The organism is Arthrobacter humicola, from assembly GCF_039531445.1.
Classification (GTDB): Bacteria; Actinomycetota; Actinomycetes; order Actinomycetales; family Micrococcaceae; genus Arthrobacter; species Arthrobacter humicola.
Window position 1 is genome coordinate 304,249 of the sequence record NZ_BAAAQB010000041.1, and the last position, 20,914, is coordinate 325,162.

The following is a 20,914-nucleotide window of genomic DNA, read 5'->3' on the forward strand; positions in this document are numbered from 1 at the left end:
TTAGGGGCCTCCGCCGCCGGGGGTTCCCTGGCCGAGCGAAGCGAGGCTAGGGAAGCGGTGGTGTCCTAGATGTTGAAGCCCAGGGCGCGCATCTGGTCCCGTCCGTCTTCGGTGATCCGTTCCGGGCCCCACGGCGGCATCCAAACCCAGTTGAGGCGCCAGTCGTCGACGATCCCGTCCAGGGCCTTGCCGACCTGCTCTTCGATGACATCGGTGAGAGGGCAGGCGGCCGTGGTGAGAGTCATGTCGATCAGGAGGGCGCCGTCGTCGTCTGAGTACTTCAGGCCGTAGAGCAGGCCCAGATCAACGATGTTGACCCCGAGCTCCGGGTCAATCACATCCTTGAGTGCCTCTTCGACGTCCTCGAGGCCCGTGCGGGCCACATTGAGTTCAGTCATGGTGAAGTCCTAACTAGGCCTGTGCTGCAGCGTCTGCGGCAGCGATCGTGGCTGCTCCGGCGCCCGTGGCGTAGCGGTCGTAGCCTTCTTCTTCAAGGCGGTCGGCGAGCTCCGGGCCGCCCTCTTCGACAACCTGGCCGTCAACGAACACGTGCACGAAGTCCGGCTTGATGTAGCGCAGGATGCGGGTGTAGTGCGTGATGAGCAGGGTGCCCATGTTGCCTTCCGCGTGGGCGCGGTTGACGCCCTCGGAGACAACCTTCAGTGCGTCGACGTCGAGGCCGGAGTCGGTCTCGTCGAGGATCGCGAACTTCGGCTTGAACAGTTCGAGCTGCAGGATCTCGACGCGCTTCTTCTCGCCGCCGGAGAAGCCCTCGTTGACGTTGCGCTGGGTGAAGTCGGCGTCGATGCGCAGCTGCGCCATGGCAGCCTTGACGTCCTTCGTCCAGGTGCGGAGCTTCGGGGCCTCGCCGTCGATGGCGGTCTTGGCAGTGCGCAGGAAGTTCGTCATGCTCACGCCGGGAACCTCGACGGGGTACTGCATGGCCAGGAACAGGCCGGCCCGGGCGCGCTCGTCAACGCTCATCGCGAGGACGTCTTCGCCGTCGAGCGTGATGGTACCCGAGGTGACGTTGTAGCGCGGGTGGCCGGCGATGGTGGACGCCAGGGTGGACTTGCCGGAACCGTTCGGACCCATGATGGCGTGCGTTTCGCCGGTCCGGATGGTCAGGCTGACGCCCTTCAGGATTTCCTTGGTGCCCTGCTCGGTGTCAATGCTGACGTGCAGGTCCTTGATCTCAAGAGTAGACATGTGCCTTGTTCTCCTCTGCACGGTGCCCTCCGGCACCGTGCGTTTTCTTGTCGATAAGTTGTGGTGCGCTAGCTGCCGGAAGCTAGCTGAAGTTCGGGGCCTCGGCACCGTTCAGGACGTTGGTGAAGTCCACATAGACCTCGTCATCCAGGACGGTCACGGCAAAGACGGGGACAGGATCGTAGGCCGGCAGCTGGAGCGGCTCACCGCTGCGCAGGTCGAACTGGGAACCGTGGCCCCAGCACTCGATCTTGCAGCCTTCCACCTCACCTTCGGAAAGGGAGATGTCCGCGTGCGAGCAGGTGTCGCCGATGGCGTGGATCTCGCCCATCGAGTCCTTCACGATGGCAACGGGGTAGTCGTCGATCAGGATCCGCAGTGCCTGCTTGACCTGGATCTCGCTGGCGTTGCAGACAAGCTCGCCCTTTGGCTGTTCAGTCATTGATCTTCCCTGTGCTGCTGTGCTGGCTAATGATTCGTTGCCGCGAGTTCGCGCTCGACAGCGTCCGTGAGGCGCTCTTCGATGGCAGGAACCTTGATCTGCTGGATGATCTCGTTCAGGAAGCCGCGGACCACCAGACGGCGGGCCACCTCTTCCGGAATGCCGCGGGCCATCAGGTAGAACAGGTGCTGGTCGTCGAACCGTCCGGTGGCGCTGGCGTGGCCGGCGCCGGCGATCAGTCCGGTCTCGATCTCAAGGTTGGGCACGGAGTCCGCGCGGGCGCCGTCGGTCAGGACCAGGTTGCGGTTGGCCTCGTAGGTGTCGGTGCCTTCTGCCTCCTTGCGGATCAGAACGTCACCAACCCACACGGTGTGCGCATTGCGGCCCTGCAGGGCACCCTTGTACAGGACGTTGGACTTGCAGTTGGGCACGGAGTGGTCCACGAACAGGCGCTGCTCGAGGTGCTGGCCGGCGTCGGCGAAGTACAGGCCGAACAGTTCCACTTCTGCGCCCGGAGCGGTGAAGCGTGCCGACGGCGTGACGCGCACGAGGTCGCCGCCGAGGCTGACGACGATGTGCTTGAACTTGGCGTCCCGGCCGAGCTTGGCCTGCTGGGAGGAGGCATGCACGGCGTCGTCGTTCCATTCCTGGAGCGAGATGACGGTGAGCTGCGCGCCGTCCCCGACGACGATCTCGATGTTTTCCGAGACGACGGCGGTGCCCTGGTGGTCCAGGACTACGACGGCTTTGGAGAACTTTTCGGCGACGATCACGACGTGCTGCGCGGAGGCCTCGGTGCCCTGGCCGGTCAGCAGGACGCTGACCTCGCCGTCGACCTGGACCTCGGCGGGAACCGTGATGACGGTGGCCTCGGTGAAGTTCTCCCAGGCGTTCGCGGACACACGGTCCTCGGGGATGGCGGCAGAGCCGATCCGGCGGTCGTCGCGGCCGACGGTTTCCACGGTGACGCTGTCCGGGGCGGTCACGCTCACGGACGGGGCGGCGCCGTTGAGGACCTCGGTGTGCAGGCCGCGGAGGCGCTTGAGCGGGGTGAACCGCCAGTCCTCTTCCATGCCGGTCAGCGGCTTGAAGTCAGCCAGCTTGTAGGAGGTCAGCCGGCCGGCGCGTGAGCTGTCCGGAATGCCGACGCCGCCACCGTGGGAGTGGCGCTTGACGGCCTCGCCGGCCAGCGGCGCCTTGGACTCCGCGGCATTCAACGGTGAGAGGCTCTCGCCTTCCTCGGTGAAACCGTTGATGAACGGCTGGGCTGACGGCGCGCCGATGCGGGCCTTTTCAGTAGTGATGTCAGTCATTAACCGACCGATCCTTCCATCTGCAGTTCAATCAGGCGGTTCAGCTCAAGGGCGTATTCCATCGGCAGCTCACGGGCAATCGGCTCGATGAAGCCGCGGACGATCATCGCCATGGCCTCGTCTTCGCGCATGCCGCGGGACATCAGGTAGAACAGCTGCTCTTCGCTGACGCGCGAGACCGTGGCCTCGTGGCCCATGGTGACGTCGTCCTCGCGGATGTCGATGTACGGGTAGGTGTCCGAGCGGCTGATGGTGTCCACCAGCAGGGCGTCACAGCGGACCGTGTTGGCCGAGTGCTTGGCGCCTTCGCGGACCTGGACCAGGCCGCGGTAGGCGGCACGGCCGCCGCCACGGGCCACGGACTTGGAGATGATCGAACTCTTGGTGTTCGGCGCGATGTGGACCATCTTGGAGCCGGTGTCCTGGTGCTGGCCTTCGCCGGCGAACGCGATGGACAGGGTCTCGCCCTTGGCGCCCTCGCCCACGAGGTAGACGGCCGGGTACTTCATGGTGACCTTGGAGCCGATGTTGCCATCGATCCACTCCATGGTGGCGCCCTCTTCGCAGATGGCGCGCTTGGTGACCAGGTTGTACACGTTGGTGGACCAGTTCTGGATGGTCGTGTAGCGGACGCGGGCGCCCTTCTTCACGATGATCTCCACGACGGCGGAGTGCAGCGAGTCCGAGGTGTAGATCGGCGCGGTGCAGCCTTCGATGTAGTGGACGTAGGAGTCCTCGTCGGCGATGATCAGGGTGCGCTCGAACTGGCCCATGTTTTCGGTGTTGATCCGGAAGTAGGCCTGCAGCGGAATGTCCACGTGGACGCCCTTGGGCACGTACACGAAGGACCCGCCGGACCAGACGGCCGTGTTGAGCGAGGCGAACTTGTTGTCGCCCACCGGGATGATCGTGCCGAAGTATTCCTGGAAGATCTCCGGGTGCTCGCGCAGGGCGGTGTCGGTGTCCAGGAAGATGACGCCCTGGGCTTCGAGGTCCTCACGGATCTGGTGGTACACCACCTCGGATTCGTACTGGGCCGCAACACCGGAGACCAGGCGGCTGCGCTCGGCTTCGGGGATGCCGAGCTTCTCGTACGTGTTCCGGATGTCCTCGGGAAGGTCTTCCCAGGTGGCGGCCTGCTTCTCAGTGGACCGCACGAAGTACTTGATGTTGTCGAAGTCGATGCCGGAGAGGTCCGCGCCCCAGGTGGGCATGGGCTTGCGGTCGAAGTACTTCAGGCCCTTGAGGCGCAGGTCCAGCATCCATTCCGGCTCGCTCTTCTTAGCCGAGATGTCGCGGACAACGTCTTCGTCGATGCCGCGGCGGGCGTTGGCTCCGACGTCGTTCTTGTCGGCCCAGCCGTACTCGTAGGTGCCGATTCCGTGGAGCTCGGGATTCTTTTCCAGAATCTCCGAAATCACAGTAGAGTCAGCAACCTTCTTCTCTGATAGTTGGTCCGTCATCACGGCCTTTCTTGCAGATGGTTGGATACTTCATCCGGGGTACCCGGGGCTGCGGGACTGGAAGCCCCGACGGCGGCCGGACGGCCCGTAGGTATGTGGGTGGTGCAGACGTGCCCGCCGCGCGCGAGGGTCGACAGCCGGCGCACATCGACGCCGACCAGCCGGGAGAACACTTCGGTCTCCACATCGCAGAACACGGGGAACTGGGCCGCCAGGTGCTGGATGGGGCAGTGCCCCTGGCAGAGCTGGACGCTGGACAGGGCGGCCGGAAGCGGCGCCTTGGCTTCAATCGACTGCGCCGAGGCGACGAAACCGTCGCGGCTCAGCGCCTCGGAGAGGGCCCGGGCCCGGGCCGTGATGTCCGGTCCGGCCTGCTCGATCCCGGGCGCGTAGCGGCGTTCCATGTCGGCGAACCGTTCGACGGCAAACTGCCGGACCGCCTCGGGGCCGGCGGCCTCGCCCAGGCGGCGCAACGCCACGGTGGCGATGTCGAGGTAGTCGTTGCCAAGCGTCGACTGGCCCTGGGAGCTCAGGACATAGCGCCGGGCGGGACGTCCCGCGCCGGCACCGGCACGGGCAGCCCGCTTGACCTCAATCACGCCGCTGCGCGAGAGGTGGTCGAGGTGGCGGCGGACGGCGGCAGGGGTGAAGCCCAGGAGGTCGCCGAGTTCGGCGGCGCTGATGGGTCCATGCTCCAGCACGGCGTTGAGGACGCGGTCACGCGTGCGCTCTTCGGCGTCGTGGGTCTGGCTGGCGGCGCCCGCGGGAACGGCGTCGGGAACCTCATCCGGGACGACGGCCACGTGCGCCCGGTCGGACCCGAGGCGAGCAGCGCCGCGGCCGGACCGGGCACGGGGCGCAGCGGCTCCCGACACAGCGGCTCCAGACACAGAGGGACTCATGGAATACACAACACAATCATGTCGTAATTTACTCCGGCGATCCAGTAAGGCATGGCTTGCCTGCAGTTGGCGCCCGTTCCGGGGGAACGCCGTACTACATCGCGTAGAATGCTGTGGTGCGATCTCCCGAATCCCCCGTTCTGACCATCAGCGGGCTCGTCAAGGATGTTGGTCCACTGCCCACCCTCGACGGCAAGATGCTGCGCGTGGTCAGCGGCCTTTCCCTCGTTGCCGAACGCGGTCAGGTAACAGCCCTGCTCGGCGCCAACGGCGCCGGCAAGACCACCACCATCGAATGCGCCCAGGGGCTGCAGAAGCGGACCTCCGGCACCATCAGCCTGCTCGGCCAGGATCCGGACACTGCCGGCGCCGGCCTCCGTGCGCGCGTCGGTGTCATGCTGCAGGACGGCGGTCTCCCGCCGTCGGCCCGTCCCATCCCGCTGCTGAAGCACATTGCCGGCATGTACCAGGATCCGTGGCCGGTGGATGAGCTCATTGCCCGCCTGGGGATCGAGTCGTTCAGCCGCACCTCAGTGCGGCGCCTGTCCGGCGGCCAGAAGCAGCGCCTTGCCCTTGCGGCGGCGCTGGTCGGCAACCCGGAGGTTCTCTTCCTCGACGAGCCGAGCGCCGGCCTGGATCCGCAGTCCCGCCAGATGGTCTTCGATCTCATCGCCGAGCTGCGTAACAGCGGGATGGGAATCATCCTCACCACCCACCTGATGGACGACGCCCAGCGCCTGGCCGACTACGTCTACATCATCGACGCCGGACGGAACGTCGCTGAAGGCACCGTCGCTCAGCTCCTGCAGCATCAGCTGCCCGCCGGCGACGACGGGCAGCACATCCGCACCCTGCTGTTTGAGACCGAACCGGGCCTGGACTTCACCGGCGTGCTGACCGACGGCGTCGAGGTCACCGAGGCCCGGGCCGGCAGCTACGCCGTGACCGGCGCACTGACCCCGGCGGACCTCGCGGCGATCACCGCGTGGTGGGCCGCGCGCGGGATCATGCCCAGCTCCCTGAGCCTTGAGGCACGCAGCCTTGAGGACGTCTTCCTGGACATCTCCGGAAGGGAGATCCGATGACCCGCGTTTCCGGCGGCGCGCCTCTGGGCAGTGCCCCCCTGGGCAGTGCGCCGCTCACAGCACACGGCAGCGCACCCGCTCCGCTGCTGCGCAGGATCATGCTGCAGGGGCGGTACGAAACCATCACCATGCTCCGGAACGGCGAGCAGCTGATCCTCGCGATCATCCTGCCGCTGCTGGCCATGGTCGGCCTGACCGTGACGCCGCTGCTGGACGGGCTGGGTTCGAGCCGCATCAACGTTGCCGTCCCCGGCATCCTGGCCCTGTGCGCCATGTCCACCGCCTTCACGGGCCAGGGCATCGCCACCGGCTTCGACCGCCGCTACGGCGTGCTGCGCTTTCTTTCCACCACTCCCCTGGGCCGCACCGGACTGATCGCCGGCAAGATCCTGGCCGTCCTGGCCGTCTTGTTCCTGCAGGTGCTCATCGTCTCGGCCGTGGCCCTGGTGTTGGGCTGGCAGCCCAACCCCGCAGGCTGGCTGCCCGGCATGCTCATCCTGGTCCTCGGGGCCGCATGCTTCACCGCGCTGGGGCTGCTGGTCGCCGGGACGGTCCGGCCGGAGGCGACCCTGGCCATCACCAACCTGCTCTGGATTCTGCTCGGCGCCCTGGGCGGGATCGTGATCCCGTCCGAACGGCTCCCTGCGCTCTCGCAGGCTGTGGTGCACTTCCTCCCCTCCGGCTCGCTGGGCCAGGCGCTGAGGGATGCTTTCCTGTACGGCAGCGTCAACGTTGCTGCCGTCTTTGTCCTGCTGCTCTGGACGGCGATCGCCGGCGGCGCGGCAATCCGTTGGTTCAAGTGGAATTGAGAAAACTGTGAGCACGGCGTCACGCACACCCCGGATCGTTTCCGGGTTCACCTCCCGACTGCCCGTCACGGTCGACAACAGGATCAGGCGGCTGGCCGTGTTGTCCCTCATCGGCCAGATCGTCCTGGTGGTGACAGGCGGCGCCGTCCGGCTTACCGCCTCGGGCCTTGGCTGCCCCACCTGGCCGCGCTGTACGGAAGGATCCCTGGCCACCACGCCGGAAATGGGGTTCCACGGAATCATCGAATTCGGCAACCGGCTCCTGACGTTCGCGCTGGCCGCCGTCGCGGTGATGATGCTCGTGTACCTGTGGAACCTCCGCAAGGAACGCCGCGACCTCTTCCTGCTGGCCCTCGGCCTGCTCGCCAGCATCCCGGCCCAGGCCGTCATCGGCGGCATCACCGTCCTCACCCAGCTGAACCCGTGGGTCGTGGGCCTGCACTTCCTGGTATCCATGGCCCTCGTGGTTCTGGCAACCCTTCTGGTGAACCGCGCCTACGGCCGCACGGGCAAGGCCCGGACCGTGCAGCTTCCGGCCCTGCCGGGCGCCGCGCGCCCGGTGATGACCGCCGTCGCGTTCTTCTCCGCCGTGGCCGTTTGCCTGGGCGTGGTGGTGACCGGGGCCGGCCCGCATGCCGGCGACGCCAACGCCCCGCGCAATGACCTCGACTGGGACCTGTTCGCGCACATCCATGCCATGCCGGCGTACCTGGTGACCGCCGGAGCGCTGTTCGGAGTGTTCCTGGTGCTGCGCGGGCGTATCCCGGGGCCGTTCCGTTCCGCGGTGTTCATGCTCCTGGGCGTCACTGTGCTGCAGGCCATCATCGGCTTCACGCAGTACTACAACGGCATCCCGGCGCTGCTCGTGGGCGCACACATGCTGGCCGCGGCCCTGCTGATGAGCGCGGCCACCAACGCCGCGGACCTCGCCCGCTACAGCCCGGTGAAATAGGCGCACCAACACCTCCCCCAACAAACAACGCGGGGTCACTTACCGCTCGTTCCGCACCTGGCGGATGGGCCGTAGGCAACCCCGCGTTGCTTGTGTTTGTGGGCTCCGGTCTGGCCTCGGCGGGTTCCCCGGGAGCACTATGAGATGGCATGGATTTGGATCGTTGCGGTCGTGGGCATGTGGTCGTTCACTCCTGTGACGCTTACCGGAAGGCCTTCTCACATGGATCCCATCGAACCTCCCGTGACCCTGTCACCCGCGGCCCGCCAACGAGCGGCGAGCCTTAAAGAGCGGGTCTACATCATCTTTACGAGCCTCGCAGTGGTGCTGGCGCTTCGGAGCCACGCGGACGAGACGTCGCCCGCGGCCGCCGCCGCCACCCTCAGCATCGTGGTCATCGGTTCCCTGCTGGGGATTTTCGTCGCCGATCTCCTGAGCCACCTGACGGTTCATTCGACGCTCCCCACCGGTGAAGAACTGCACCATATGATCGCGGTCAGCGCGGGCGGTCTCGGCGTTCTGGTGACTCCGCTGCTCCTGCTCGCAGCGGCCGGCCTCGGGCTGTGGTCGACGGCCGTGGCGCTCGGCTGGGCGGTCGTTGTTCTCGTTGCATCACTCATGGTCGTCGGGTACCTCGCGATCCGGCGCCTTGATATCCCGCTCCATCACAAGGCCGCCATCATGTTCGCCGAAGTCGTCTTAAGCCTTCTGGTGATCGGGCTCGAACTCATCGCCCACAACCTCTGAATCCCGGGCTGTTGCGGTCGAACGCACCACCAGACGGACCGTGGTCAGGTTTCGTCCAGCCGCGTCCGGGATAATAGGTAACGGCGCGGTGGCGCCGGAATCACATTCATCAGAAGAGGAACGGCACGGTTTTGCCTTGATTCAGCTGAAATAGAAACCGGCCGGAAAGAGGCTCCGGAGGTTATATGGCGTTACTAGTCGGCGAAAGGGCCGCCACGGCCGCCCTGCAATCTACAGACCAACACGCTACAACCAAACAAACCGCAAGCAAGCAATTCACAGTGCGTCCGCGGCTTGACGGCCTGGACGTCCTTCGCGGCGCTGCCGTTGGCACAGTCCTGCTCGGACATTCCTGGCCTGGAATATTTCAAGGCGCCGGCATCATCGGTGTCATTGCGTTCTTCGTGCTGAGCGGATACCTGATCACGAACGTGCTGCTCAGGGACGTGGAACGGCATCGAAAGATTCGCTACGGCCGTTTCTATGCACATAGGGCCTTCCGGCTCGTGCCGGCCCTGATCTCCCTCCTGGGCGTGTACGCCGTCGTCGAGCTGGCCACCGACGTGCTCGGGGACCGGTCCAAGGGCATCGTCGGGTACACCGTCCTCGCCGGCCTCGGCTACCTCAAAGACCTGCCGCTGCCCTTCGACGTCAGCATGGCCATCGGACCGCTGTGGACGCTGGCGGTGGAGGAACAGTTCTATCTGATCTGGCCCGCGCTGCTGGTGCTCGCCCTGCGGCGCAACCGGCAGGGCCGGCTGATCATCTGGTCGGCCGCCGTCGCCCTGTCCCTGATGACGGCAAGCGTGCTGGCGATGGAGATCATGGCTCCGCAACTTCATTCACTGGTCTACGCGTTGCCCACGACGTGGGGCCTGGGCTTGATCCTAGGGTCGGCCCTGCGCCTCTACCGGATCCGCGTCTTCGGCTGGTTCGCGGGCCGCCGGCTCAGGCTCTTCGCCCTGCTCGGCTCCTCGGCACTCCTGGTCGCGCTGGCGTTCTTCCCGAAAGCCAACGAAACACCGGCCTTCTTCTTCATCGGAGGCCCGCTGGCTATGGCTGCCGCGGCCGTCCTGGTGGCCCTCGCCGCCTCCCGCACCCGTGCGATGCCGACGTGGACGCGCCCGCTGCAGCTGCTGGGCACCGTGTCCTACGCCGCCTATCTCTGGAATTACCTCGTCATTCTCTGGCTCAACGGCGGGTCGACGGCGGATCTGCCGCCGCTCGTGGCGGTGTCGGCCATCGTGGTAACCCTGGTCATCGCGGTCATCAGCTGGCACACGGTCGAGAGGCTCGGGCGGATCGCGCGCCATCGCTTCGACCAGCGGTACCCGGACCAGCGGCCGGCGGCCGGCGTCGTTCCCCCGCCCGGTCCGCGCCAGGAAGTAAGCCTCGACTAGGAGCAGCGCCCTCATGGCACTGCCGCAAAACAGCAGATGCTCCCTCACCAGTGGTGAGGGAGCATCTGCTGTTTTAAGAACAGGTTTAAGAACAGCTGGGACTCAGCCGCCCATGACCGCCGAGCCGATGAACGGGTCCACCGCCAGGGCAATGAAGAGCAGTGTCAGGTAGCTGATGGAGCCGTGAAAGACCTTCATGGCGCCCTTGTTGGAGACGTCGCCAGACTGGGCGCGGTTGTACAGGGCGTGCGACTCGTACAGGAACCACGCGCCGGCCGCGACGGCGGTCACCGTGTACACCCAGCCCGCGCCGCCGGCCGGGATCAGCAGGAGCGAGCATGCCACCATGGCCCACGCGTAAAGCACCACCTGCACCGAGACCACCTTGGCGCCGGCGATGGCGCCCAGCATCGGCACGTTGGCGTTGCGGTAGTCCTCGCCGTACCGCATCGACAGCGGCCAGTAGTGCGGCGGGGTCCAGAGAAAGATCACCATGAAGAGCACGACGGCGGGCCACTCCACCGTGTTGGTGACGGCGGCCCAGGCGATCAGGACAGGGAAGCAGCCCGCGGCGCCGCCCCAGACGATGTTCTGGGCGGTGCGTCGCTTGAGGATCATGGTGTAGATGACCACGTAGAAGACGATGGCGCCGAGGCCCAGCCATGCGGCGAGCGGGTTGGCCCCGAACCAGAGGATGGCGATCGCCGCGGCGCCCAGCAGCCAGGAGAAGATCAGTGCTTCGCGGGGGGTGACCTCGCCGGTGACCAGCGGCCGGTTTTCGGTGCGGTGCATGAGCTTGTCGATGTCGCGGTCGATGTAGCAGTTGAAGGCACCGGCAGAGCCTGCCGCGAAAGCGCCGCCCACGAGCGTCGCCAGAATCAGGCCGATCGAGGGGAATCCGCGCTCGGCGTAGATCATGGTGGGCAAGGTGCTGACGAGCAGGAGCTCGATGACTCGGGGCTTCGTGAGCGCCAGGTAGGCCTTGGCTTTGCGGCCGAAGCCCATTCTTGCCGAGGCCGGGGAGGCGTTCAGCGGCGTATTTGTTGTGCTCACGGTGGCAGTCACTCTGTTCTGTCTGGGCAGTTCTGTCTGGCTGGCAGCCCCGGGTGGATGTCGCAACGCTTCTTGCTGCAGACGGGCTCTGCGCGCAGCGCACGCCCGTGTCCTTGCCCCAGTCGAAGGCCACCACCCATCATACCGTGACGCTGCGCGCACCCGGCCCGCCGCCGGGCCCCAATGATTCGGGCGCGTTAACGCCGGCTCACGGGCGCAATAACGCGCGGTGATTCATATAAGCGAAATCAGGTCCAATTGGTGAGATATACGCTGACCACCAAGTGGAATGGGACTAGGCTGTTCTTAGATCAGCGCACACGGGCACGCACCAACGCAATTGCCGAGTAATTGCCCGGCAATTGCCGAAACCGGCGGCTCTGGATCTGCGTCTGAATGATAGATCAACGTTTCGATGGTGAACGGCTGGTACGTACTGCAGCGGGCACCGAACTGTGCCCGGGGTGGGACCAAGCGTACCGCCGGCCGTCAGCACAGAGAGGGGCCCGGTTTTCGTGCCACATTTGGAAGAGCAAGAACTGTCATGGACTACCTTGGACCAGCGCGCCGTGGACACTGTCCGGGTGCTGGCCGCGGACGCGGTGGAGAAGGTGGGCAACGGCCACCCCGGGACCGCGATGAGCCTGGCCCCGGCCGCGTACCTTCTCTTCCAGAAGCTGATGCGCCACGACCCGAAGAACCCGGACTGGCTGGGCCGTGACCGGTTCATCCTGTCCCCGGGCCACACTTCCCTGACCCTGTACATCCAGCTGTTCCTTTCCGGCTACGGGCTGGAACTGAAGGACCTGGAAGCCCTGCGCACCTGGGGCTCCCTGACCCCGGGCCACCCGGAATACAAGCACACCGCCGGTGTGGAGATCACCACCGGCCCGCTGGGCCAGGGCTTGGCCTCAGCGGTCGGCTTCGCGTACTCCCAGCGCCGGATGCGCGGCCTGTTCGACGCCGACGCCCCCGCCGGCGAGTCCCCGTTCGACCACACCATCTGGGTCATCGCCTCCGACGGCGACCTCCAGGAAGGCGTCACGTCCGAGGCATCGTCCTTGGCCGGGCACCAGGAACTGGGCAACCTCGTGGTGATCTACGACGAGAACCACATCTCGATCGAGGACGACACCGACATCGCCTTCACCGAAGACGTGCTGGCCCGCTACGAGGCCTACGGCTGGCACACCCAGCGGGTCGACTGGACCCGCACCGGCGAATACGTCGAAGACGTCGCCGAACTCCATGCCGCGCTGCTGGCCGCAAAGGCCGAGACCGGCAAGCCCTCGATCATTTCGCTGCGCACCATCATCGGCTACCCGGCGCCGAAGAAGCAGAACACCGGCAAGATCCACGGCTCGGCCCTGGGCGCCGAGGAAGTCGCGGCCCTGAAGAAGGCCCTGGGCTTCGATCCGGAGCGCGCGTTCCAGGTCGACGATGACGTCCTGGCCCACACCCGCGAGGCGCAGGCCCGCGGCGCCGAGGCCCGCACCGCCTGGCAGAGCAGCTTCGAGGCCTGGCAGTCCGCCAACCCGGAGAACGCCGCCCTGCTTGAGCGCATCGAAGCCAAGAAGCTTCCGGTCGAGCTCGACGCCGCACTGCCGGTCTTCGAAGCCGGCAAGGACGTTTCCACCCGCGCCGCATCCGGCAAGGTCCTGAACGCGATCGGCCCGGTCATGCCCGAACTCTGGGGCGGCTCCGCCGACCTCGCCGAATCGAACAACACCACGATCGAAGGCTCGCCCTCGTTCATCCCGGCCTCACGCTCCACCGGGGCCTGGAAGGGCAACCCGTACGGCCGGGTGCTGCACTTCGGCATCCGCGAGCACGCCGCCGCGTCGATCGTGAACGGGATCAGCCTGCACGGCCGGACCCGGGCGTTCTCGGGAACGTTCCTGATCTTCTCCGACTACCAGCGCCCCGCGATCCGCCTCGGCGCCCTCATGGGCGTGCCGTCCCTGTACGTCTGGACGCACGACTCCATCGGCCTGGGCGAGGACGGCCCCACCCACCAGCCCGTGGAACAGCTGGCCTCCCTCCGGGCGATCCCGGGACTGGACGTCGTCCGCCCCGGCGACGCGAACGAGGTCGCTGCGGCGTGGAAGGTTATGCTGGAGAACCACGAGAACCCGGCCGGCATCGTCCTGACCCGGCAGAACATCCCCACATACGCCCGCGGTAAAGGCGACGCCAGCGGCGACACCTTCGGTTCCACCGCCGGCGTGGCCAGGGGCGGATACGTCCTCGCCGAAGCCTCCAAGGACGGCGCCACGGTCCCGGCCGAGGTCATCCTGATCGGCACCGGCTCCGAAGTCCAGCTCGCCGTGGCCGCCCGTGAGGCCCTGCAGGCCGAGGGCATCGCCGCCCGCGTCGTCTCCATGCCCTGCGTGGAATGGTTCAACAAGCAGGACGCCGCCTACCGCGAAGCCGTCCTGCCGGCCGCCGTCAAGGCGCGCGTCTCCGTCGAAGCAGGACTTGCCCTGGGCTGGAAGGAATTCGTCGGCGACGCCGGCCGCTCCATCAGCCTTGAGCACTTCGGTGCCTCCGCGGACTACAAGCGCCTCTTCCAGGAATTCGGCATTACCGCCGAAGCCGTCACCGCTGCCGCGAAGGACTCGCTCGCCAGCGTCGCAAACTGACCCACCCCCATGGTTCCGGGGGACGCTGTGCCCCCGGAACCCATCATTTCCAGGAGTTATGACATGACTACCCCCACCCAGCAGCTCTCCGACGCCGGCGTCTCGATCTGGCTCGACGACCTCTCCCGCGGCCGCCTGCAGACCGGTACCCTGCGCAAGCTCATCGAAGAGAAGAACGTCGTTGGCGTCACCACCAACCCGTCCATCTTCCATGCCGCCATCACCTCCGGCACGGACTACGACGCCGTCATCGCTGCCCAGGCCGCGGCCGGCTCCACCGTTGAAGAGACCGTCTTCGAAATCACCACCACCGACGTCGCCGACGCCTGCGACCTCTTCGCTCCCGTCGCCGCCGCGACCAAGGGCGTCGACGGCCGCGTGTCCATCGAGGTGGACCCCCGCCTTGCCTGGGACACCGCCGGCACCATCGCCGAAGCGAAGCACCTGTACAAGAAGGTCAACAAGGACAACGTCCTGATCAAGATCCCGGCAACCCTCGAGGGCCTCGAAGCCATCACGGCCACCCTGGCCGAGGGCATCAGCGTCAACGTGACCCTGATCTTCTCGCTGGAACGCTACCGCGCCGTCATCAACGCCTTCCAGTCCGGCCTGGAGCAGGCCAAGGGCAACGGCCACGACCTCTCCACGATCCACTCCGTCGCGTCCTTCTTCGTCTCCCGCGTCGACGCCGAAATCGACAAGCGCCTCGATGTCATCGGCACCGACGAAGCCAAGGCACTCAAGGGCAAGGCCGGCCTGGCCAACGCCCGACTGGCCTACCAGGTCTACGAGGAGCTCTTCTCCACCGAACGCTGGGCCCTCCTCGCCGAAGCCGGCGCCCTGCCGCAGCGCCCGCTGTGGGCCTCCACCGGTGTGAAGGACCCGGCCTACCCGGACACCCTGTACGTCACCGAACTCGTCGCACCGGGCGTGGTCAACACCATGCCGGAGAAGACCCTGGACGCCACGTTCGACCACGGCGTGGTGACGGGCGACACCGTCACCCGCGGCTACGACGACGCCAACGCGACGCTGAACTCCCTCGACAACCTGGGGATCTCCTACAACGACGTCGTGGCACTGCTTGAGTCCGAAGGCCTGGACAAGTTCGTGGCCAGCTGGAAGGAACTCCTGGGCGACGTCGAAGGCGCCCTGGCCTCTGCACGGAAGGCTTCCTAACCCACCATGAGCACACTCAGCTACGACGCCACCGGCGCAGCCCGCCAGGCCCACGAACAGCACCTCCCCGCACTGCTGGAGGACCGCATCGCCACCCGGATCTTCGCGAAGGACCATACCCTGTGGGGTCCCGACGCCGAAGCCGAGTCGGCTGTCCGGCTGGGCTGGGTCGAGGCGGCCACCGTCTCCCAGCCCCTGGTCAGCGGGATCCTGGCACTCCGCGACGCACTGAAGGCCGACGGCGTAACGCGCATTGTCCTATGCGGCATGGGCGGTTCCTCGCTGGCACCTGAAGTCATTGCGGGCACCGCTGGCGTCGAGCTGACCGTGCTGGACAGCACCGACCCCGAACAGGTCAGTGCCGCCCTCGTGGACCGGCTGGCCGAAACCGCCATCGTTGTTTCGTCCAAGTCCGGCTCCACGGTGGAGACCGATTCACAGCGCCGGATCTTCGAACAGGCATTCACCGATGCCGGCATCGACGCGAAGAGCCGCATCATCATCGTCACCGACCCGGGCTCGCCCCTGGACAAGGCCTCCCGTGAGGCCGGCTACCGCGCAGTCTTCAACGCCGACCCCAACGTCGGCGGCCGTTTCTCGGCGCTGACCGCGTTCGGGCTGGTCCCCTGCGGGCTGGCCGGCGTGGACATCCAGGCGTTCCTGGATGAGGCCGAAGAGGCCGCCGAGATCCTCAACGACGACTCGGAAGACAACATCGGCCTCGCCCTCGGCACGGCCCTGGGCGGCACCAGCCCGCTGCGCAACAAGATCGTCATCGCAGAAGACGGGTCCGGGATCGTCGGTTTCGCCGACTGGGCCGAACAACTCATCGCCGAATCCACGGGTAAGCTGGGCACCGGCGTGCTGCCGGTCGTGGCCGGCCCCGCCTCCCCCGAAGCCACCCTGGGCGCACCGGATGTCCTGGTGGTCCGGCTCGTCTCGGCGGATGCCGACGACGTGCAGCTCGGCGAGAACGAGGTTGCCATTGCCGGGGGCCTGGCGACGCAGATGATGGTGTGGGAATTCGCCACCGCCGTAGCCGGCCGGCTGCTGGGCATCAACCCGTTTGACCAGCCCGACGTCGAGGCCGCCAAGGTGGCCGCACGCGGCCTGCTGGACGCACAGCCGAAGCCGACGCCGGCGAACTTCACCGACGGCGCCATCGAGGTCCGCGGCGGCGACTGGCTGGGAGATGCCTCGACGGCGTCTGCCGCCGTGTCCGCGCTGCTGGCCCAGCTCGCAGAGGACAGCTACCTCAGCGTTCAGGCCTATTTCGACCGGCTCGCCTACGCAGGCTTCGAGGGTGTCCGTGACCAGCTGGCGGCCCTGAGCCGGCGCCCGGTCACGTTCGGCTGGGGCCCCCGCTTCCTGCACTCGACGGGCCAGTTCCACAAGGGCGGACCCGCGATCGGCGTCTTCCTGCAGGTCACGGCCGCGTCCGCCATGGACCTGGCCATCCCGGACCGCCCGTTCACGTTCGGCGAGCTGATCTCGGCGCAGGCCGCCGGGGACGCCCAGGTCCTGTCCGAGCACGGCCGTCCGGTCCTCCGGCTGCACCTGACCGACCGCGCCGCGGGTGTGAAGCAGCTCCAGGAGCTCGTCACCTCCCTTGCCGGCCAGGCAGCACCTTCCACCGAAAGCTAAGGCACCCACGCAACCATGCCAGAAACCTACAACGGCGGCAGGACCACGGCCGGCCGGAGGCGCAATCCGCTCCGCGACCCGCGTGATCGCCGTCTGAACCGTATTGCCGGGCCGTCATCGCTGGTCCTCTTCGGGGTGACCGGGGACCTCGCCCGGAAGAAGCTCATGCCGGCCGTGTATGACCTCGCCAACCGCGGGCTGCTGCCGCCGAGTTTCGCCCTGGTGGGCTTTGCCCGCCGGGAGTGGGAGAACGAGGACTTCGCCGCGGAGGTCAGGGAGTCCGTCAAGGCGTATGCCCGGACCCCGTTTGATGAAACGGTCTGGAAGCAGCTCTCGGAGGGCATCCGCTTCGTACAGGGCGAGTTCGACGACGACGAGGCGTTCAAGCGGCTCTCGGACACGATTGATGAGCTCGACGAGCAGCGCGGGACGCGCGGCAACCACGCGTTCTACCTCTCGATCCCGCCGAAGGCCTTCGAGCAGGTCTGCCGCCAGCTCTCCAAGCACGGCCTGGCCCAGGCCGAGGGCGACAAGTGGCGCCGCGTGGTGATCGAGAAGCCCTTCGGGCATGACCTCGAGTCGGCCCGGCAGCTCAACGACATTGTCGAATCGGTGTTCCCGCCGGATTCCGTGTTCCGGATCGACCACTACCTGGGCAAGGAGACGGTGCAGAACATCCTGGCACTGCGCTTCGCCAACCAGCTCTTCGAGCCGCTCTGGAACGCCAACTACGTGGACCACGTCCAGATCACCATGGCCGAGGACATCGGCACCGGCGGCCGGGCCGGGTACTACGACGGCGTGGGCGCGGCCCGCGACGTCATCCAGAACCACCTGCTGCAGCTCCTGGCCCTGACGGCCATGGAGGAGCCAATCTCCTTCAATGCGGACGACCTGCGCGCGGAGAAGGAAAAGGTCCTCTCCGCCGTCCGGCTCCCGCACGACCTCTCCACCCACTCGGCCCGCGGGCAGTTCACCGGCGGCTGGCAGGGCGGCGAGGAGGTCCTGGGCTACCTGGAGGAAGAGGGCATCCCGGCCGATTCGAAGACCGAGACGTTCGCCGCGATCCGGGTGGACATCAACACCCGCCGCTGGTCCGGCGTGCCGTTCTACCTGCGCGCCGGCAAACGCCTGGGCCGCCGGGTGACGGAAATCGCCGTCGTGTTCAAGCGCGCCCCGAACCTGCTCTTCACCGACCACGGCGAAGACGACTTCGGCCAGAACGCCGTGGTGATCCGGGTCCAGCCCGACGAGGGCGCCACGATCCGGTTCGGGTCCAAGGTCCCGGGCACCCAGATGGAGGTCCGCGACGTCACCATGGACTTCGGCTACGGGCACTCCTTCACCGAGTCCAGCCCGGAAGCCTACGAGCGGCTCATCCTGGACGTGCTGCTGGGAGAGCCGCCGCTGTTCCCGCGCCACGCCGAGGTCGAGCTGTCCTGGAAGATCCTTGACCCGTTCGAGGACTACTGGGCGTCCCTGGACGAACAGCCCGAGCCCTACCGGCCCGGCAGCTGGGGTCCCGCCTCAGCCGATGAACTCCTTGCCCGCGACGGACGAACCTGGAGAAGGCCATGATCGTAGACCTCCCCGACACCACCACCTCCAAGATTTCCAAAAAGATCATGTCCCTGCGCGAGCAGGGCGGCGTGATCGCCCTGGGCCGGGTCCTGACCCTTGTGGTCGTCACCCGCTCCGGGCTCGAGGAGGAGGCCATCGAGGCCGCCAACGAGGCCAGCCGGGAACACCCGTGCCGGATCATCGTCCTCGCCGATGCCGGGGCCTCCGCCCCGACCCGGCTGGACGCGCAGATCCGCGTCGGCGGCGACGCCGGGGCCTCCGAGGTCATCCTGCTGCGCGGCTACGGCGAACTCGCCGAGGAAAGCGAATCCCTCGTCGCGGCGCTGCTGCTGCCGGACGCCCCGATCGTGGCCTGGTGGCCACACGGCGCCCCGCGGAACGCGTGCCAGACCTCGATCGGGGGCATCGCGCACCGCCGGATCACCGACTCGGCCAACGAGGCGGACCCGGTCGCGGCGCTGGAGAACATCCGCCGCACCTACAAAGCCGGCGACACCGACCTCGCCTGGACCCGCCTGACCAACTGGCGGATCCAGCTGGCCGCGGTCCTGGACCAAGTGGACGACTCACCCGTCACGGCCGTCGCCGTCGAAGGTGCCTCGGACTCCCCCAGCACCATCCTGCTCGCGGCCTGGCTGACCCTGGCCCTGGACGCTCCCGTCACGATCGTCGCGGACCCGGCCGGCACCGGGATCCGGCGGGTCCGGCTGACCCGCACCGGCGGCGACGTCCAGCTCTTCCGGCCCGGACTGACCATCGCCGAGCTGACCCAGCCCGGCCAGCCGGCGCAGCGGATCTCCCTGCCCCGCCGCAGCCTCAAGGACTGCCTGGCAGAAGAACTTCGCCGCCTCGACCCCGACGAGGTCTTCGGCGAAGTGATTACTATGGGACTGCCACGTACCAATCTAAGGAGTGTCCGTCCCAGTGAGCGCTGACCCCAGAGTAAGCATCCATCCTGACTCGACCGTCCTGATGGCTGCGATCGCAGCCCGCCTGATCACCAAGCTCGTGGACATCCAGGACCGGCACGGCGAAGCCACGGTGGTGCTTACCGGGGGCACAATGGGCATCGGTTCGCTCAGGGCCGTGGCCGAATCCCCGGCCGCGAAGGCCGTCGACTGGTCCAAGGTGAACTTCTGGTGGGGTGACGAGCGCTTTGTGCCGGCGGATAACGCCGAACGCAACGCCCGCCAGGCCCATGAGGCTCTCCTGTCCCGCATCCCGGTTGATCCGGCGCGGGTCCACGTGCCCGGTTCCACCGATGACTTCGGGAGCCCGGAAGAGGCTGCGGCGGATTATGCGCGCCGGCTCGCTGACGCGGCCGCCGCCGAGCACGCCGCGGACATGTCCGATGACCGGCCGGAACACCCGGGCCGGCTTCCGCGCCTGGACATTGTCCTCCTCGGCGTCGGCCCGGACGCGCACGTCGCGTCGCTCTTTCCTGAGCAGGCCGGCATCCGGGAGAAGGAACTGACCGTCGTGGGGGTCCAGAACTCCCCCAAGCCGCCGCCGGGCCGGGTTTCCCTGACCCTGCCGGCCATCAACACGGCGTTAGAGGTGTGGATGGTGGTGGCCGGCGAGGACAAGGCCGGCGCCGTGGGCCTGGCCCTGGCCGGCGCCAATCCCGTGCAGGTTCCCGCGGCCGGGCCGCGGGGCCGCCGGGAGACCTTGTGGCTCATTGACGAGAACGCGGCCTCACGGGTCCCCGAGCAGCTCGTCCGGAAGGGCCCGTCCGGCGCGTAGCCGTTCCAGCGCTCCGGCCAGTACGTCTTCGGCGTCCTGGCTGGAGCGCCGTTCTTTAACGTATTCCAGGTGGGTCTTGAACCCCTCCGTTGGCACGTCGTCCAAGGCGAACTTTGTTTCGTCGCGGGTTGCCGTGCCGCCGCAGCGCCGGCAGTCCCAGACTCCCGGGATCTGCTCCTCGGGGAGTTGGGCGAACACGAGCGCGGTTTCATGGCCTTTGGCGCACCGGTAGGAGACACGAATACGGGGCTGGCGTGCGCCGGCCCCGTTCATTGGCTCGTGGCGGGGTGATGCCCCTTCGGTGGCGCCCACACGGATTCCCTTGAATCCGGAAGCAGAATGCAGCATCGGGAACTCCTGGCTACTCAGCTGGTGGATTGGTGCTTGCCAGCGACAGTGTAGTTCGAAGTTCCCGATGCCGGGAGGGCCTCAAGCCCCTTATGAAGTTCTCGAAAAGACGTGCTAGGAATCGGCGCCTGTGCTGAACCGCATGATCAGGCCGAGGGCGATGATCACGACGCCCCAGGTGACACCGAGGATGACCGTGAACCGGTTGAGGTTCCGCTCCGCGACACCCGAGGAGCTCAGCCCCGAACTCATGCCGCCGCCGAACATGTCCGACAGGCCGCCTCCGCGTCCCTTGTGGAGCAGGATGAGCAACGTCAGCAGGAGGCTGGTGATGCCCAGGAGGACCTGCAGAATGACATGAAGAACGTCCACGACGGCCTTTCAGAAGAATTGGATTGCGGG

20 protein-coding genes are annotated in these 20,914 nt (G+C 67.0%); 11 read left to right on the forward strand and 9 right to left on the reverse strand.

Annotated features, from left to right (window positions below; all coding sequences use genetic code 11):
• Positions 1-65: 65 nt before the first annotated feature.
• The 6 genes from ABD243_RS18040 to ABD243_RS18065 form a co-directional block, all read right to left on the reverse strand.
• Positions 66-398: a metal-sulfur cluster assembly factor gene (locus ABD243_RS18040; RefSeq protein WP_018772973.1), complete on the reverse strand. Its 333-nt coding sequence runs from the start codon at positions 396-398 to the stop codon at positions 66-68.
• A 13-nt stretch (positions 399-411) separates the two neighbouring features.
• Positions 412-1,209, reverse strand: coding sequence for a Fe-S cluster assembly ATPase SufC (gene sufC, locus ABD243_RS18045; RefSeq protein WP_091254077.1), 798 nt, complete (start codon positions 1,207-1,209; stop codon positions 412-414).
• Positions 1,210-1,291: 82 nt separating this feature from the next.
• Positions 1,292-1,651: a non-heme iron oxygenase ferredoxin subunit gene (locus tag ABD243_RS18050; RefSeq protein ID WP_091254076.1), complete on the reverse strand. Its 360-nt coding sequence runs from the start codon at positions 1,649-1,651 to the stop codon at positions 1,292-1,294.
• Positions 1,652-1,677: 26 nt separating this feature from the next.
• Positions 1,678-2,964, reverse strand: coding sequence for a Fe-S cluster assembly protein SufD (gene sufD / locus ABD243_RS18055; protein ID WP_116765730.1), 1,287 nt, complete (start codon positions 2,962-2,964; stop codon positions 1,678-1,680).
• Positions 2,964-4,427: a Fe-S cluster assembly protein SufB gene (sufB, locus tag ABD243_RS18060; protein WP_116765731.1), complete on the reverse strand. Its 1,464-nt coding sequence runs from the start codon at positions 4,425-4,427 to the stop codon at positions 2,964-2,966. The genes sufD and sufB overlap by 1 nt, the downstream gene beginning before the upstream one ends.
• The gene (locus ABD243_RS18065) at positions 4,427-5,338 is read right to left on the reverse strand and encodes a helix-turn-helix transcriptional regulator (protein ID WP_344367741.1); all 912 of its coding nucleotides are present in this window, start codon (positions 5,336-5,338) and stop codon (positions 4,427-4,429) included. The genes sufB and ABD243_RS18065 overlap by 1 nt, the downstream gene beginning before the upstream one ends.
• Before the next feature lie 107 nt (positions 5,339-5,445).
• Between ABD243_RS18065 and ABD243_RS18070 the strand changes: the two genes are divergently transcribed.
• From ABD243_RS18070 to ABD243_RS18090, 5 genes are all read left to right on the forward strand, one after another.
• Positions 5,446-6,414, forward strand: coding sequence for an ABC transporter ATP-binding protein (locus ABD243_RS18070; protein WP_344367742.1), 969 nt, complete (start codon positions 5,446-5,448; stop codon positions 6,412-6,414).
• A 98-nt stretch (positions 6,415-6,512) separates the two neighbouring features.
• Positions 6,513-7,223 carry an ABC transporter permease gene (locus ABD243_RS18075; RefSeq protein WP_344368082.1) on the forward strand — a complete coding sequence of 237 codons (711 nt, stop codon included), beginning with the start codon at positions 6,513-6,515 and terminating at the stop codon, positions 7,221-7,223.
• A 7-nt stretch (positions 7,224-7,230) separates the two neighbouring features.
• On the forward strand, positions 7,231-8,175 hold the full coding sequence (locus ABD243_RS18080) for a COX15/CtaA family protein (protein ID WP_116765735.1): 945 nt from the start codon (positions 7,231-7,233) through the stop codon (positions 8,173-8,175).
• Between the two features lie 222 nt (positions 8,176-8,397).
• Positions 8,398-8,922: a hypothetical protein gene (locus ABD243_RS18085; RefSeq protein ID WP_237563291.1), complete on the forward strand. Its 525-nt coding sequence runs from the start codon at positions 8,398-8,400 to the stop codon at positions 8,920-8,922.
• A gap of 281 nt (positions 8,923-9,203) precedes the next feature.
• Complete coding sequence (locus ABD243_RS18090; RefSeq protein ID WP_344367744.1) at positions 9,204-10,322, forward strand: acyltransferase family protein; 1,119 nt, start codon at positions 9,204-9,206, stop codon at positions 10,320-10,322.
• A 102-nt stretch (positions 10,323-10,424) separates the two neighbouring features.
• Here the strand turns inward: ABD243_RS18090 and ABD243_RS18095 are convergent, their stop codons facing one another.
• Entirely contained in the window at positions 10,425-11,387 is a 963-nt protein-coding gene (locus tag ABD243_RS18095; RefSeq protein ID WP_091254060.1) for a heme o synthase, read from the reverse strand.
• 512 nt (positions 11,388-11,899) lie between these two features.
• Here ABD243_RS18095 and tkt point away from each other — a divergent pair.
• From tkt to pgl, 6 genes are all read left to right on the forward strand, one after another.
• Positions 11,900-14,017 (forward strand): transketolase, encoded by a 2,118-nt coding sequence (gene tkt / locus ABD243_RS18100; RefSeq protein ID WP_344367745.1) that lies wholly within the window; start codon positions 11,900-11,902, stop codon positions 14,015-14,017.
• A gap of 63 nt (positions 14,018-14,080) precedes the next feature.
• Positions 14,081-15,196, forward strand: coding sequence for a transaldolase (gene tal / locus ABD243_RS18105; RefSeq protein WP_344367746.1), 1,116 nt, complete (start codon positions 14,081-14,083; stop codon positions 15,194-15,196).
• A gap of 6 nt (positions 15,197-15,202) precedes the next feature.
• Positions 15,203-16,840 carry a glucose-6-phosphate isomerase gene (locus ABD243_RS18110; protein WP_344367747.1) on the forward strand — a complete coding sequence of 546 codons (1,638 nt, stop codon included), beginning with the start codon at positions 15,203-15,205 and terminating at the stop codon, positions 16,838-16,840.
• 15 nt (positions 16,841-16,855) lie between these two features.
• Positions 16,856-18,418 (forward strand): glucose-6-phosphate dehydrogenase, encoded by a 1,563-nt coding sequence (gene zwf, locus ABD243_RS18115; protein WP_344367748.1) that lies wholly within the window; start codon positions 16,856-16,858, stop codon positions 18,416-18,418.
• Positions 18,415-19,356, forward strand: a complete 942-nt coding sequence (locus ABD243_RS18120) for a glucose-6-phosphate dehydrogenase assembly protein OpcA (protein ID WP_344367749.1) — start codon at positions 18,415-18,417, stop codon at positions 19,354-19,356. Before zwf ends, ABD243_RS18120 begins: the two co-directional genes overlap by 4 nt.
• Complete coding sequence (gene pgl / locus ABD243_RS18125; RefSeq protein ID WP_344367750.1) at positions 19,346-20,164, forward strand: 6-phosphogluconolactonase; 819 nt, start codon at positions 19,346-19,348, stop codon at positions 20,162-20,164. The genes ABD243_RS18120 and pgl overlap by 11 nt, the downstream gene beginning before the upstream one ends.
• Here pgl and ABD243_RS18130 read toward each other — a convergent pair.
• Entirely contained in the window at positions 20,117-20,512 is a 396-nt protein-coding gene (locus tag ABD243_RS18130) for an RNA polymerase-binding protein RbpA (RefSeq protein WP_091247868.1), read from the reverse strand. The two genes, pgl and ABD243_RS18130, sit on opposite strands and share 48 nt — an antisense overlap.
• A 114-nt stretch (positions 20,513-20,626) precedes the next feature.
• Positions 20,627-20,884, reverse strand: coding sequence for a preprotein translocase subunit SecG (gene secG / locus ABD243_RS18135; protein ID WP_116765741.1), 258 nt, complete (start codon positions 20,882-20,884; stop codon positions 20,627-20,629).
• Between the last annotated feature and the right edge of the window lie 30 nt (positions 20,885-20,914).